The sequence below is a fragment of the Pseudomonas sp. KU26590 genome (assembly GCF_026153515.1).
Taxonomy (GTDB): domain Bacteria; phylum Pseudomonadota; class Gammaproteobacteria; order Pseudomonadales; family Pseudomonadaceae; genus Aquipseudomonas.
In genome coordinates, this window is record NZ_CP110644.1 from 797,178 (window position 1) to 812,287 (window position 15,110).

Here is a 15,110-nt window from a genome sequence, read left to right on the forward strand (position 1 = left end):
TTGCGACGGCCCGGCCATAGATGTCAGACCGTCGGAACGACGTCCGCAGAATCAGCCGATGCACTGCCGGATTGCGCCGAGGGTGTGCCGGTCAACAGCGGCTTGGCAACAAACCAGATGATGGTGGCGGCGATGAGATCGAAAGCCGCCAGCGCCACGAACAGTGGGCTGTAGCCTACTTTGGTGACCATGATCCCGAGCACCAGCGTGAACAGCGCCGCGCCCAGAAACCCGAACATGCCACCCAGACCCGTTGCGGTACCCACTTCGTTCTTGCCGAAGGAGTCCGACGTGATTGCGTACAAGGCGCCCGACAGCGTCTGGTGCGCAAAGCCGCCGGCGCACAGCAGCGCGATCGCGACATAAGGGCTGTCCACCAGACCGATGCAGCCAGGGCCGATCATGCATAGCGAGCCCAACACCATCACCATCTTGCGCGACGTCAGCAGCGACACGTTGAAGTGCTTGTAGAAGAACGGGCTCAGGTAACCGCCCAATACGCAGCCAATGTCGGCGGCGAGAAACGGCAGCCAGGCAAACATCGCGATTTCCTTGATGTTCATGTGGCGTTCGGTCATCAGGTACAGCGGAATCCAGGCGTTGAACGTCTGCCAGGCCGGCTCCGACAGCATGCGGGCGGAGGCGATTGCGTAGAAATTGCGCGTACCGACGATCTTCTTCCAGCTGGCGTGCTTGGTCGGCGCGTCCTTCAGGTGGGATTCCTGACCGGCAAGAATGTAATCGCGCTCCTCGTCACCCAGCAAACGCTGATTGCGCGGGTGCTTGTACAAGAACATCCAGCCCGCGCTCCACAGCAGACCCAGCCCACCGACGATGATGAACGCAATCTGCCAGCCGCTGTGCAGGATCGCCCAGACCACGAGGGGAGGGGCCAGCAACGCACCGATCGAAGAACCGATGTTGAACCAGCCGATAGCGACGGAGCGCTCTTTGGCCGGAAACCATTCGGTGGTCGCTTTGATTGCTGCCGGAAATCCCGCTGCTTCAGTGATGCCCAGCAAGCTGCGCAGGAACGCCAGACTCTGCCAGCCGGTGGCCATGGCCGCTGATGCGCACGCCACAGACCAGGCGATGGCAAACACTGCAAAGCCGATCTTGGTGCCGATGGCGTCGATCACATAGCCGGCAACCGGCTGCATGAAGGCATAGCCCATCTGCCACGCGATGACGACGTGCGAGTACTGTTCGGTGGAAATGTTCAGCTCGCTCATCATGGTGGGAGCGGCGACGGAGAGGGTGTTGCGCGCGAGATAGTTGACGATCAGACCGCCGGTTATCAGCGCGACCATCCACCAACGGATGCCTTTGATTTTCATCGAGTCCACTCTGGGTATTGTTTTTATTTGGCGGCGATCGTTATACGTCGTCGTACGACTGGATTTAGTCAAACTCACGTTTTTTTGTCAATTGAAATACCCATAAATTGCCATTGTATTTCTATATGTAACTGGATTGTCACCGGCGGGGCTGGGTTTTGGGTGATGGAGTGCCTGTGGAGTCGTGAGATTCGGGCAGAAGGCAGGCCTACCGGATTTGTAAATGGAGGGAGGTCATGTGATGACTGGAACGGCGGGAGGTGCTCGCCCCGCGCGAGGTGGAGCGTGGGACAAGCCAGTGGGTGGGTGAGTCAATGCGATTCGCTACTTTGGTTCGTCGTCACGCCACCAGTTGTCGCCCAGTAATCCCAACCCTACGTAGAGCAGGCCTTCGAGCAATATTTCATAATCAAGAAATTGCTCATCTTCAATTGCTTCCGCTCTCACGACCCAAGGGACAACGTAAGAAAACCAAAAGACGATGATGGCGAGGCCAAGCACCCACTGATAGCGCCAGCGTCTTGTGACTCGACAGGCGCTCCAGATGGCAGCCGCGACGATGATTAACGAGATATAAAACGCCATCTAGCCATCACCGTTGTTTTTAAGCAGCAATGCTGACGAGGATCTCTGAGGGCCAATACCTCCCGCGACTTGAGCGTCGATACTGACTATTACATCACCGACGTGGTAGGTCGGGATTCCTTGTTTGATCTTCCCTCCTGAGAACATGCCCGCCATCCCTCCTACTAACGGACCGAACACCTCTGTAACAGCTTTGCCGCTCAGCGAGGATATGGCGCCACCCACTCTCACTCGTTGATCATTTAATAGATCGGCAGTATTCCGGCTAAGGCGATTAGACACCGCAAGCACCATCCGGCAAGGCCGCCCCTGTGCAAGCATTCGCTCGTAGGTTTCCTCAATCAACCGGATAACCTCAAAATGACCCTTGGTTATTTCCGGTAGGTTGATCGTTCTCAACGATGCGGCATCGTCCGGCTGCACGGTGAAGTGAATAAGCGTAAACACGACACCGTAATGGCCGACATGTTGGGTACGTTCGAAGTCCATGACATGTCCCTCGCTCAGCAATATTGCTTATTGCCGATCCTGTCCCATCCGCCCGTTACGCTGCCGGCCGCGCTCCCGTCGTTTCTTTTTTGCAGGGTGTAGGTCGAGCGGATACGGCCGTAGTTGAGCTGGATGAGTTCGGTGGGAATGCCGTCGTTGGCGAGTTGGTTGTATTCGGCAATGATCACTTCTTCGAGAATGATTTCGTAGAACTTCATTTTGTCGCCCCCTGCACGGTGGACGGAAAGCTTTACTTCCTTGAAGTGCTCTCCGGCGCAGTTGGCTGCCATCAGTTTGCAGCTCGACTTGTCGAGCATCTTGGTCAGCGTCAGGTTGCTGAGTGTGGTACGCCCGGAAGTTGCGCCGCCTGCCGTGCTGGCTGTAACGGACGCGGACTGGTAGGTGCCGAACGAATACCCGGTGATTTCAATCCAGTCTTTGCACTGCTCATCCAGTGCTTCGCCAGGTATGCCGTCAATCTTCAAAAATGCGTCGAGCGCCATGGTGGGTCTTCCCGATGGATATTGTGGATGCCCTGCCAGGGCGGAATATTGATTATCGGGAGGGTGACTCGCAGGGGAGGTCAGCCTGGGTGTCGGAGCATGCAGGACGCTTACTGTTGTTTTGAGGGAAGCTTCTTACAGACTTGTTCGGCTTATAACTAAGGGATGCCAGGCAGGATGCGATGCTTTACTGCGGATGCGCGCGCCCCTGCCATCGTCAAGGCAAACCGGTTCATTGGGTACGATCCGATGTAAATCATGTAGAAGCAGGGTTCGGTGAATCAAACCCGCTTGCGTGCCATCAATCCTTTGCAGCTGTACCAGGTCGGAATGGCCATGCCCACCCAGGCAAGTACATCCCACGCACCGTCGCCGAGCAGCGCGGCGAACAGGCCGACTGCGGTCAGCAGGGCGATCCAGCCGGGCGTGCCGAAGGTCTTCCAGAACGCCGAATGCTTTTTGTGCCGGGTCATGCCACTTCTGCCTCTACGGCGACCGCTTTCGCAACGGCGACGGCAGCGCGACGACGGACCCACCACAGGTACAAGCCACTGCCGAGCACGATGATGGTCAAGACGTCCAGCGCGGCCCAGAGGATTTTCATCGGCATGCCGCCGTAGTCGCCGAAGTGCAGCGGTTGCGACAGCAGCAGGGCGTCCATGTACCACGGGCGTCCCAGTGTTGCGGTGACCTGCAGGTCCTGGGCGTCGATCAGGACAGGGGTCAGCAGATGGGACGTCAGATGCGTGTCGCCTTTCATGAACACGGCGTAGTGATGCTCGCTGGAAAAGCGCGAGCCGGGAAACGCAATGAAGCTCGGCTCGGCGCCGGGGACAGTGGCTTTGGAAATGTCGATCAGCCGGGTCGCAGGTGCGCGCTCGGCCAGGGGCGGGGCGTCCTTGTACGGGGCGATCATGGTCATCAGCGCGTCGGTGCGCCATTGCGCGATCACCAGATCGGCGCAGGCGTTGAGCACGCCAGTCAGGCCGACGACCATGGCCCAGGTCAGCGTGACGACGCCGATCAGGTTGTGCAGGTCCAGCCAACGTACTCGCTTGGATTTATTCGGCCGCACCGTGGCGAAATCCAGTCGGCGCATGAAAGGGGCGTACAACACGACGCCGGACACGATCGCCATGACAAACAGCAGTCCCATGAATGCCAGCAACAGCTTGCCCGGGAGCCCTGCATACATGTCCACGTGCAGGCGCAGCATGATCATCATGAAACCGCCATTGGCGCTCGGCGTTTCCATCGCTTCGCCAGTGCGCGCGTCGAGCATGAAACTGTGGGATTCGTTAGGGTCGCCGCCGGCGGTCTTGCCCATGATGGCGTAGACGCCGTTGGGGTCATCGTCGTCCCAGCCGAAATACTGCATCACGTCGCCGGGGCGGTGGGCTTCGGCCGAGCGGACCAGTTGCTCGAGGTCCAGATGCGGGGTGCCGGCCGGCATTTCCTTGAATTCCGGTGCATCCCCCGTCAAGTGAGCGATCTCGTGACTGAAGATCAGCGGCAAGCCAGTGATCGCCAGCATCAGCAGGAATGCCGTGCAGATCAGGCTGGTCCACGTGTGGATGAAAGACCAGCGGCGAATGGTTTGGCTTTTCATGTGGAAATCCGGAGTAAGCGAATGCAACAAAGGCCGCTGTGTGGGAGCGGCCCTTGTTTCAGGTAATGAGAGTTTAAAGCATTACCATTTGTAGTCTACGCTCGCGAGCACCGTACGACGGTCGCCGTAGTAGCAATAGAAGCCGTCGCAGGTGGAAATGTATTCCTTGTCGAATACGTTGTTGGCGTTGACCGACACGCTCACGCCCTTGAACGAGTTGTTCATGCGGCCGAGGTCGTAATGCACGGCGGCGTCGTAGACGGTGTAGGCATTGCTGTGGCCGTAGTTGGAATCGGCGACGAACCCGTAACTGCCGATCGCAATGTTGTCGGTTTCGCCGATATAGCGCGCACCAAAGCCCACGCCGAAACCGTCGAGCACGCCATTGTGCCAAGTGTAATCACCCCAGATCGCCGCCTGGTTTTCAGGCGTGAGTGGCAGTGGACGATTCTTGTCCAGCGGGTCGGTGACCTTGGTCATCTTGCTATTGGCGTACGTGTAGGACGCGGTCACTTTCAGGTTGTCGGTGACATTGCCCACCGCTTCCAGCTCGAAGCCGCGCACCTTCGCCTCGCCCAGAGGACGCTGCACGCCGAGGATGTCGCTGAGCACGATGTCGCGGCGGGTCAGGTCGTAGGCGGCCGCGGTGAAGAGGATGTTGCTGCCTGGCGGCTGGTATTTGAGGCCCACTTCGTACTGCTTGCCCGTCCCCGGCTGGAACGCCACGCCATTGGCCCCGCCTTGCTCTGCCTGGAATGACTCAGCGTAGGAAATGTACGGCGTAAAGCCGGAATCGAAGACGTAGCTGAGCGCGGCGTTGCCGGTAAACGCGCTGTCAGTGCGGTCGTCGGACTGGTCACTGTTGTAGAACTTCGATTCGGTCTTGAGCAGATCCTGCCGGCCGCCCAGGGTCAGACGCCAGTTATCCAGGGCCAGTTGGTCCTGAATGTAAACCCCGACGTCCTGGGTTTTCTGGTTGTAATCCTGATAGGCGGTGTAATCGACGTTGCTGAAGTCCTGCCCGTAGACCGGCTTGACGATGTTGCTGGTCGGCGCGTTGCCGTATTGCCACTTGTAGTTGTGGTTCACGCGCTGATAGTCGAGCCCCAGCAACACGGTGTGTTTGAGAGCGCCGGTGTCGAAGTCGGCTTGCAGGTTGTTGTCCAGTGCGAACTGGGAAATGTCCTCGTTCACGACATTGGCGCCACGAGCAACGGTGCCATCGTCGGACACCGAGCCGAAATAACCGCCTGCCGTGATTCCCTGAAAGGACAGGTCACTTTTGGTGTAGCGCACGTTCTGCTTGAACTGCCAGACGTCGTTGAGACGATGCTCGAACGCATAGCCCAGCGCGTAATAGGTTTTATCGTAGAACTCCCAGTCCGGATCACCGAGGTTTTCGTGGTACTTCACGCGGCCCGCGGCCGATGGGTATTTGGTGCCCTGAATCGGCAGGAACTGGCTGGTGATGCCGGTATCGTCACGGTTGAACTGGCTGAGGAAAGTCAGCTTGGTGTCTGGGTCGATGTTCCAGGTCAGGCTCGGCGCGATGTTGTAGCGCTTGTCATCGATGTGGTCCACCGAGGTGCCGCTGTCGCGCACGACGCCGCTGACGCGGTACTCGAAATTATCGGCGTCGTCGATCTTGCCGGTGCTGTCGAAGCTGATCTGCTTGCGGTTGTAAGTGCCGACCTGAACCTGCACTTCGTGGCTGGCTTCGGCTTCGGGTCGACGACTGACCATGTCGAGCATGCCGCCCGGCGGCGTCTGTCCATACACCGAAGACGCCGGCCCACGCAGGAGGGCGACGCGCTCCAAGTCCCAGGTTTCCATCTTCGGCATCACGTAGGCGCCTTTCGGCAGCGGCAGGCCGTCGAGGAATTGAGTGGGTTCGAAGCCGCGGACCTTCAGCCATTCGGCCCGGCTGTCGCTGCCGTAACTGCTGGCAACCACGCCCGGCATGTAGCGAACGGCGTCGTCCAGGTTCTGTACCGCGCGATCCTGCATCTGCTGGCGGGTCGCGACCGAGATCGAGCGCGGCGTTTCAACCAGTGCGGTGTCGGTTTTGGTGCCCGCTGCGGTGCGACTGGCGGCATATCCCTGCGCCGGGCCCCACGCGCTTTCGAAACTTTCCTGGCTGCCTTGAATGCTGGTGGCCGGCAATGCCATCGCACCTTCAGGTGCTGCCACCAGCGTGTAGGTCCCCGCCGTGGTCAGGTTCAATTGCAAGCCGGTACCGCGCAGTGCCTGGCCCATCGCGCCTGAAGCGTCGAACTGGCCCTGAACCGGCGCCGACATACGGCCCGCTGCCAGTGCTGGATCCAGCGACAACGCCAAGCCCGACTGACTGGCAATTTGCGTCAGCGTCGTCGACAACGGTGCGGCGGGCAGATCGTAGGCGCGGACACTGGAAGCCTGGGAAGCGGCCATCAGCGGCGCACTGAGCATCGGTGCGGCAATGGCGACGGCGATAGCCAGCAGGCTGGGTCGCAGAAGGGTTTGAAGCGTGCGGGACATGAACGGCACCTCGATGGAAATGGTTCTCAATGCCTATGTGCCGAACGAGATCTGAAAAGTGATAGGGCCGGGCGAAAATAATTTTGATTGGCGAGCGCAAGGATCTTCTTGGCTGATCACAGACCAGAAATATCTACGCTGAGCGACCCGACGCATTCGCCAGCAAACCGGCTACAGCTTGAGTTCTCCGGCGCCAGGCGCAAAACACTGTAGGAGCGCGCTTGCCCGCGATTGCGGTGGGCCAGCCGACTTATCCAGTGGCTGATAATCCCCGTTCGCGGGCAAGCGCGCTCCTACAAGTGAGCTGCGTTGAATCCGTAGGCTACGACAGTCCATTACCTGAGCCGGCTTGCTGGCGAACCCCGATTCACAGCGCCGTGGCAGGCCTCTTCTCGCTGGCAACCACCGTTACCCACCACTGCGTGCGCGATTCGATCTGCACCGGTAGGGTCGGCGTCAGTGCCTTGAGCGCCAGATCCGTGTTGGTCAACGGGAAGCTGCCGGTGATGCGAAGGTCCGCAATGTCTTTCGCTACGCCGAGATGGCCCTGACGATAACGGGCAAGCTCCGCGACCACGTCGGCCAGGCGGGCGTTATCGACCACCAGCATGCCGCGCATCCAGGCGCCGGTACCGGGCGCAAGGGCGAGCATGGGCCCGAGGCTGTTGCGATGAATCAACATCTGCTGCCCTTCGTTCAGCACCTTTTCATGACTCGACGCTTGCGGATGCACGGCGACGGCTGATTGCAGCACGCTCAACAGCGTGCCGTCGGCCTGCCGCTTGACCAGAAATTGCGTGCCCAGCGCGCGCATCTGGCCTTCGGGGGTTTCGACGATGAAAGGACGCGCGTCGTTGTGGCTCCCGGTCTCCACGAAGATTTCGCCTTCCTGAAGCACGATCCTTCGCTGTTTGTCGTCGAATCGCACGTCTAGCGCGCTGTGGGTATTGAGCCGAATCAGCGTGTTGTCCGACAGGCGAATCGTGCGTTGCTCGCCGGTGGCGGTGCGCAGATCCGCCAGCCAGTAATCCACCGGCAGCAGGCGATCCCCCATGAATACCGTCAAGCCCAGCGCCAGCGCGACCCCTGCAACCCCGCGGCCGAGCTTGCGCAGGCGCAAGCCCATGCCATCTCGGGAACGCAAAAGCGCGGAGCGTGCCGGGCCGGTGGTGCCGGCGAAGCGCTGATCGACCATGCCCAACTGCATCCAGGCGCGCGCATGCTCGTCGCTGGCGGCGTACCACTTGGCGAACTCTTCACGCTCGGCTTCGCTGCCCCGGCCGCAGTCCAGGCACAGTTGCCAGGCGATGGCGGCGTCCAGCACGTGGGATGAAACAGGTCGGGTGGAAATACGGCTCATGTCGGCTCGCCATACAGCGCGATGTAGCACTGGCGCAAACCCTGCGCCAGGTACTGACGCACGCGGGGCACCGAGACGCCGAGCGTTGTGGCGATCTCTGCGTGACCCATGCCATCAAGGCGGTTGTACAAAAAGGCGGCGCGCGCCTTGCTGGACAGCTTGCCCAGCAGACGGTCGATGGCTTTGAGGTCTTCGAGAATCAGTTGCTGCTCTTCCAGCGAAGGTTGTTCGCCCTCCGGAATCAGCATCAGTTCCTCCAGATACGCCTGTTCCAGCGCGGCCCGGCGGAAGTGGTCGAACAACAATCCCTTCGCGATCGAGACCAGAAAGGCCCGGGGTTCGCGGGGTTCAAGCAATTGCTCGCGGCCCAGCAGGCGAATGAACGTGTCCTGGCTGAGGTCTTCGGCGCGATGGGGGCAGGCCACGTTGCGTCGGAGCCAGCCCAGCAGCCAGCCGCGATGGTCGCGATAGAGCATTCCGACGAGCTGCTGTTGGGGACTTTGGAGTGAAGACACAAACGCACCAAGGAGAACAAAGGGGCTAACGAGAATTGTTCGCGATTGTGTCAGAGCCGCCCAATGCTGGCAATTGGTCCTTGTAGGAACAAGCCGAACGGTTGACGTAAGAATCGACTATTCGATTTGTAGGGCGAGAGGGGATTTAGATGCAGGCGGGGAGGGTGAACACTAAAAAGAGTGCGACTGCTGCTGCCGTCGCCATTTCGCCACGCCTTGCTCAAGCTGTGCAGGGGTTTCGATCCCTTGTCGCCTGGCGTGGCTGAAGAGGATCAGCGCGAGTTCGGCGGTCACCAGTGCATCGGCGCTGGCGTGATGACGCTCTTCGGCGTGAAGCCCGAAGAATCGCGTCCAGTCGTCCAGTCCTGCCTGACGCAGATTTGCGTTCGGGCAAAGGAAGGGCGCGATATGAGCGACATCGATGAAAGGATGCTGCAGGCGATAGCCCAAGCTTTCCTTTAATGCACGCCCCAACATGTGCTCGTCGAACGCCGCGTGGAACGCCAGCAGCGGGCTGTCACCCACGAACGCCATGAAATCCAGCAGCGCTTCGACCGGCTCGCTGCCTGCCGCAATCGCGGTCGGCCCCAGCCCGTGAATCAACACGCTCGGGCTGAGTTTGTGATCGGCGCGCATCAGCGTGCGCTCGAACTGCTGCCCCAGGTCGATCGCGCCATCTTCGATGACCACTGCGCCGATCGACAGCACCTCGTCCCGCTGCAGATTCAACCCGCTGGTTTCAAGATCGACCACGACCCAGCGTTGCTGGCGTAGCGTGTTCTGATCCAGCGCGCCCGGGCCGGGCAGGGCGCGCAGGCGCAGGTGCTGTTCAGGCGTGAGTTCAGGGGCGACGGCGCGTTTGGGTGGCTTGAGCCAGCGGAACAAATTCATGGTCAGTCGCTTACAGTTGGTAGCGCACGGTGAGGCTGGTCTGCAGCCGCTGCGCCTGACGGAACGACTCACGCAGAATGCGCCGGTCCAGATGATTGAGCACATCCGGGTCGATGCGATTGGAGTAGGGCAGGTTTTGCCGGTTCTGCTGCTGATGTTGCTGCATCCGGGTTTGCTGGATGAAGTGATAGGCCTCTTCATACGCCGCACCGTCCAACGGATCAATGACCTCTTTGGCCACCAGCTGACGCAGCCTGTCCAGCGTGTTGTTCGCCTCGACGCCGTTGGCCAGCGCCAGCAACCGCGCCCCGTCGACAAAGGGCGTCAGGCCCTGGGTTTTCAGGTCCAGTGTGTCTTTTTCGCTGCCTTTGCGGGCGACCACGAAATCCTTGAAACGGCCCACTGGTGGGCGTTGACGCAAGGCATTGTCGGCCATCATGCGCTGGAACAAGGCGTTGTCTGCCACCTGCGCGAGAATGCTCTGACGCAATTGATCGCCGCCACTTTCATCGCCCCACACCACGCGCAGATCGAAATAGATCGAAGACGACAGCAGGTTCTCCGGCGTGGCTTCGCGAATGAACGAGCCGAACCGCCGGGCCCACTCGATGCGCGACAGGCACAGCTGCGGATTGCTCGCCATGATCCCGCCCTTGCACAGGGCAAATCCGCACACCGCCAGACTTTGATTGATTCGCTCGGCGATGGGCAAAAGCCGTCCGCGAATCTCGGCGGCTTCGGCGGCGTCGCTGGCTTCGAACAGAATGCCGTTGTCCTGATCGGTGTACAGCGTTTGCTCGCGCCGGCCTTCGCTGCCAAAGCACAGCCAGCTGAAAGCGATGCCGGGATCGCCTTTCTCTTCCAGCGTGAGTTCGATGACGCGGCAGACCATGTGGTCGTTGAGCAGCGTGATGATTTGGGTGATCTGCGTGGACGAGGCGCCGTGGGCCAGCATTCGGTCCACCAACTGAACGATGTCGCCGCGCAGGTTGGCCAGCGAATCGATGCGCGGCGCGCTGCGGATGGTGCGCGCCAGATGCACCAGATCCACGCGCTGCAGCGAGAACAGGTCGCGCTCGGACACCACGCCGCACAGACGCTGATCCTTGACCAGACAGACGTGGGCGATATGGCGCTGGGTCATGGCAATGGCGGCATCGAAGGCGCTGGCGTCCGGGCTCAGGTAGAACGGCGCTTGAATCATGCTGCGTTCGATGGGCGCGCCGAAGTCGGCGTCGATGTTTGCGACGACCTGGCGCAGATCGCGCAGCGTGAAGATACCCAGCGGCGCTTTGGCCTCATCCACGATGACGATACTGCCGACTTGCTGCTCGTCCATCTGGCGCACGGCCTCACGCAGCGGCGTATCGGGGGAGCACGTCACCGGATGACGCATCGCCAGTTCACCCAGCCGCGTGTTCAACGAATATTGCGTGCCGAGTGTTTCCACCGCCTTCTGCTTTACTTGCTGATTAACCTGATCGAGCAAGCTGCTGACGCCGCGCAGGGCGAAGTCGCGGAACTCATTGGAGAGCGCAAACAGCTTGATGAAGGCTTGCTTGTTCAGCTGCAGGCAGAAGGTGTCTTCGGCCGCCAGATGCTCGGTGCGCGTGGCGCGTTCGCCGAGCAGCGCGGCGAGGGGAAAGCACTCGCCCGTGGTGATTTCAAACGTGGTCTCGGTGCCGCCTTTTGCAGAATGAGGGCGCTCACCCACTACGCGGCCTTGCTTGACGATGTAAAAATGTTCTACTGGCCCATCGCTAGGCTTGATGATGCTCTCGTCTGTAGCGTAGAAACGCAGGTGACACTGTTCGACAAGGTAGGCCAGATGGGCGTTTTCCATCTGGTTGAACGGCGGGAATTTTTGCAGGAACTGCATCGTGCCGTGGATGTTCTGCAGAACGGCTGTTTTGCCTGCCTGGGTAAAAGCGTCCGCTTTGCTCATGACCGATACCGCTTGTTTTTATTGACCCCATGGTCGACCGCTTATCGGGCAGTGCCCATTGGACGTAAGTCTTAGGTGACTGCACAGGCGTTGGGTTGCATCGAACCAAGGTGTGAAACCGCAGCGATGCAGTTAGCGTTAGGCCTCAGGGCCCGGCATGAAGCCGACAGGATGTGCAGCGTATCAATCGTTTGCGCTGTCAGAATTGAAGTCGACAGGAAGATGAGACGGGTATGTTCGATCACAGTATTTTGAGTGATGAAGAGCGCGAAGCCCTCAATGAGGTGATGCTCGCGCCTGCCTCACAATCGCCACAACGGGTGTTGATCGTCGATGACGACAAGGATGCTCGGGAAGTTCTGGCCGAAATTCTCAGTCTTAATGACATCAGCTGCATCACCGCCGCCGGCGGCACCAGCGCCATGCATTTGCTGCAAACCCGGCCGTCCATTGCGCTGCTGATCACCGATCTGCGCATGGCACCGTGCGACGGGCTGGATCTGATCCGTCGGGTGCGCGAATCGGACCGTGCGGAGTTGCCGATCATTATCGTGTCCGGCGACGCCAACGTCCGCGATGCCATCGATGCGATGCATTTGAGCGTGGTGGATTTTCTGCTCAAGCCGATCAACACCAAGCAGCTGTTGCGACTGGTGAAACGGGAACTGGAAATGGCGTAAGAGTGCCCCCTGTTTGATAGGGGCGCCGACGGGTTGAGCACCTTCAGCCTGTATGACCGTATCCACTGTAGGAGCGCGCTTGCCCGCGAATGCAATCTGGCAGGCGATATCTCCATCACAGTCATACCGCAATCGCGGGCAAGCGCGCTCCTACAATGGACTGAGTGGTGAAACAGAAAAGGCGGTGTCCATTTACGCGGACGCCGCCTTTTTGTTTGGGCGCTGATTACGCCCCGTGTTTCGCCTTGAACTCGCGACGGCGGCGGTGCAGCACCGGCTCAGTGTAGCCATTGGGCTGCCGTGTGCCTTCGATCACCAGTTCAACCGCTGCCTGAAACGCGATATTGCTGTCGAAATCCGGTGCGAGCGGGCGATACAGCGCGTCGCCTGCGTTCTGACGGTCCACCACCGGTGCCATGCGCTTGAGGCTTTCCATCACCTGCTGCTCGCTGACGACGCCATGGCGTAGCCAGTTGGCAATGTGTTGGCTGGAAATCCTCAGCGTGGCACGGTCCTCCATCAGGCCGATGTCGTTGATGTCCGGCACCTTCGAGCAGCCTACGCCCTGGTCGATCCAGCGCACCACGTAACCGAGGATGCCTTGCGAGTTGTTGTCCAGCTCGTTCTGAATCTCTTCCGTCGTCCAGTCAGTGTTCGGCGCCAACGGAATGGTCAGAATGTCGTCAACGGAGGCCGGCGCGCGCTGGGCAAGCTCCGCCTGACGCGCGAACACATCAACCTTGTGGTAATGCAGCGCGTGCAGCGCGGCGGCGGTGGGTGAAGGCACCCAGGCGGTATTGGCGCCGGCCAGCGGATGGGCGATTTTCTGTTCGAGCATCGCGGCCATCAAGTCGGGCATCGCCCACATACCCTTGCCGATCTGCGCGCGCCCTTGCAGGCCGCATTTCAAGCCGATATCGACGTTGGAATTTTCGTACGCGGCAATCCACTTTTCAGCCTTCATCTGCGCCTTGCGTACGACAGGCCCCGCTTCCATGGAGGTGTGAATCTCGTCGCCGGTGCGGTCCAGGAAGCCCGTGTTGATGAACACCACACGCTCGCTCGCCGCCTGAATGCAGGCCTTGAGGTTGATCGTGGTGCGGCGCTCTTCGTCCATGATGCCGACTTTCAGCGTGTTGCGCGGCAGGTTCAGCACCGCTTCGATACGCCCGAACAACTCGTGGGTGAATGCCACTTCTTCCGGGCCGTGCATCTTCGGTTTGACGATGTACATCGAGCCTGTGCGGCTGTTGGCGCGAGAGGTATTGCCCTTGAGGTTGTGGATCGCCGCGAGGCTGGTCAGCAGGCCGTCAAGAATACCTTCCGGCACTTCGTTGCCCTGATTGTCGAGAATCGCATCGATGGTCATCAGGTGACCGACGTTGCGCACGAACAACAGCGAGCGGCCATGCAGCGTGACGGGTTCACCGGTGGGCGAGGTGTAGACGCGGTCGGCGTTCATGGTACGGGTGAAGCTAGTACCGCCTTTGGCGACTTCTTCGGACAGATCGCCCTTCATCAGCCCCAGCCAGTTGCGGTACACGACAACCTTGTCGTCGGCGTCGACAGCAGCGATGGAGTCTTCGCAGTCCATGATGGTGGTCAGCGCCGCTTCCATCAGCACGTCTTTGACGCCGGCCGGATCGGTCTGGCCCACCGGGCTCGTGGCGTCGATCTGGAGTTCGAAGTGCAGGCCGTTGTGCTTGAACAGCAGCGCGGTCGGCGCCGACGCGTCGCCCTGGAAGCCGATCAACTGAGCGTCGTTGTGCAGGCCGGTGTTGCTGCCGCCCTTGAGGCTGACGATCAACATGCCGTCGACCAGCTTGTAGCCGGTGGAGTCAACGTGGGAGCCGGCCGCCAGAGGGGCGGCTTCGTCGAGAAAGGCACGGGCGAAGGCGATGACTTTGTCGCCGCGGACGCGGTTGTAGCCTTTGCCCTTTTCCGCGCCGCCGGCTTCGCTGATGGCGTCGGTGCCATATAGCGCGTCATACAGCGAGCCCCAGCGGGCATTCGATGCGTTCAGGGCGAAGCGCGCGTTCATGACGGGCACCACCAATTGCGGGCCGGCCATGCGCGCGATTTCTTCGTCGACGTTTTGCGTGGTGATCTGGAAGTCCGCCACTTCTGGCAGCAGATAGCCAATTTCCAGCAGGAACGCCTTGTAGGCGGCTGCGTCGTGGGCGGTGCCGGCATGGGACTGATGCCAGGCGTCGATACGCGCCTGGAATTCGTCGCGTTTGGCGAGCAGGGCTTTGTTCTTCGGCGCGAGCTCGTGGATGAGCGCATCGGCACCGGCCCAGAATGCCGCGGCGTCGAGGCCGGTTCCGGGGATGGCTTCGTTGTTCACGAAATCCAGCAGGACGTTGGCGACCCGCAGGCCACCGACTTGAACGTGTTCAGTCATTGCTTGCCTCACTCTGCTCAGCTATTTGACATCTATGTAGTGCACGCGAGGCGATACTACATGACGGTTTGCGGCGTGAAAATCAGACTTGATTCGCACCGATCGACCGGATGTAGGCATTCGGTTACGCATCGGTATCGGATGTTCTCAAAGCGCGATCAGATTGTTCCAGAAAATTATTGGGATCGTACACAAAAATCCTGGCTCGCTGACCCCGCTTCGGGCCGGGCAGATGTGCCTATACTCCCCACAACCCCCCGCAATCCAGGAGGCGT

At 60.2% G+C, this 15,110-nt stretch carries 13 protein-coding genes; 1 reads left to right on the forward strand and 12 read right to left on the reverse strand.

The annotated features are described in order from the left end of the window. Window positions 1–23: 23 nt before the first annotated feature. From OKW98_RS03630 to OKW98_RS03680, 11 genes are all read right to left on the reverse strand, one after another. Window positions 24–1,337, reverse strand: a complete 1,314-nt coding sequence (locus OKW98_RS03630) for an MFS transporter (protein WP_265388009.1) — start codon at window positions 1,335–1,337, stop codon at window positions 24–26. Between the two features lie 324 nt (window positions 1,338–1,661). Then, window positions 1,662–1,922 (reverse strand): hypothetical protein, encoded by a 261-nt coding sequence (locus tag OKW98_RS03635; RefSeq protein WP_265388010.1) that lies wholly within the window; start codon window positions 1,920–1,922, stop codon window positions 1,662–1,664. Beyond that, window positions 1,923–2,411 carry a hypothetical protein gene (locus OKW98_RS03640; RefSeq protein ID WP_265388011.1) on the reverse strand — a complete coding sequence of 163 codons (489 nt, stop codon included), beginning with the start codon at window positions 2,409–2,411 and terminating at the stop codon, window positions 1,923–1,925. It abuts the gene before it with no gap. 14 nt (window positions 2,412–2,425) lie between these two features. Then, window positions 2,426–2,914 carry an Hcp family type VI secretion system effector gene (locus tag OKW98_RS03645; RefSeq protein ID WP_265388012.1) on the reverse strand — a complete coding sequence of 163 codons (489 nt, stop codon included), beginning with the start codon at window positions 2,912–2,914 and terminating at the stop codon, window positions 2,426–2,428. Between the two features lie 281 nt (window positions 2,915–3,195). Then, window positions 3,196–3,387, reverse strand: a complete 192-nt coding sequence (locus OKW98_RS03650) for a hypothetical protein (protein ID WP_074886829.1) — start codon at window positions 3,385–3,387, stop codon at window positions 3,196–3,198. Next, on the reverse strand, window positions 3,384–4,523 hold the full coding sequence (locus tag OKW98_RS03655) for a PepSY-associated TM helix domain-containing protein (protein ID WP_265388013.1): 1,140 nt from the start codon (window positions 4,521–4,523) through the stop codon (window positions 3,384–3,386). Before OKW98_RS03655 ends, OKW98_RS03650 begins: the two co-directional genes overlap by 4 nt. A gap of 81 nt (window positions 4,524–4,604) precedes the next feature. Next, window positions 4,605–7,040 (reverse strand): TonB-dependent siderophore receptor, encoded by a 2,436-nt coding sequence (locus OKW98_RS03660; protein ID WP_265388014.1) that lies wholly within the window; start codon window positions 7,038–7,040, stop codon window positions 4,605–4,607. A gap of 367 nt (window positions 7,041–7,407) precedes the next feature. Continuing rightward, window positions 7,408–8,400 (reverse strand): FecR family protein, encoded by a 993-nt coding sequence (locus OKW98_RS03665; protein WP_265388015.1) that lies wholly within the window; start codon window positions 8,398–8,400, stop codon window positions 7,408–7,410. Next, the gene (locus OKW98_RS03670; protein WP_265389641.1) at window positions 8,397–8,876 is read right to left on the reverse strand and encodes an RNA polymerase sigma factor; all 480 of its coding nucleotides are present in this window, start codon (window positions 8,874–8,876) and stop codon (window positions 8,397–8,399) included. Before OKW98_RS03670 ends, OKW98_RS03665 begins: the two co-directional genes overlap by 4 nt. 210 nt (window positions 8,877–9,086) lie before the next feature. Then, entirely contained in the window at window positions 9,087–9,806 is a 720-nt protein-coding gene (locus tag OKW98_RS03675) for a PolC-type DNA polymerase III (protein ID WP_265388016.1), read from the reverse strand. A gap of 10 nt (window positions 9,807–9,816) precedes the next feature. Further along, window positions 9,817–11,751, reverse strand: a complete 1,935-nt coding sequence (locus OKW98_RS03680; protein ID WP_265388017.1) for a putative nucleotidyltransferase substrate binding domain-containing protein — start codon at window positions 11,749–11,751, stop codon at window positions 9,817–9,819. 233 nt (window positions 11,752–11,984) lie between these two features. Between OKW98_RS03680 and OKW98_RS03685 the strand changes: the two genes are divergently transcribed. Next, window positions 11,985–12,431, forward strand: coding sequence for a response regulator (locus OKW98_RS03685; RefSeq protein WP_163022123.1), 447 nt, complete (start codon window positions 11,985–11,987; stop codon window positions 12,429–12,431). A 226-nt stretch (window positions 12,432–12,657) separates the two neighbouring features. On the opposite strand, the gene OKW98_RS03690 is transcribed toward OKW98_RS03685, so the two are convergent. Beyond that, window positions 12,658–14,835 (reverse strand): malate synthase G, encoded by a 2,178-nt coding sequence (locus OKW98_RS03690; RefSeq protein WP_265388018.1) that lies wholly within the window; start codon window positions 14,833–14,835, stop codon window positions 12,658–12,660. Window positions 14,836–15,110 lie beyond the last annotated feature (275 nt).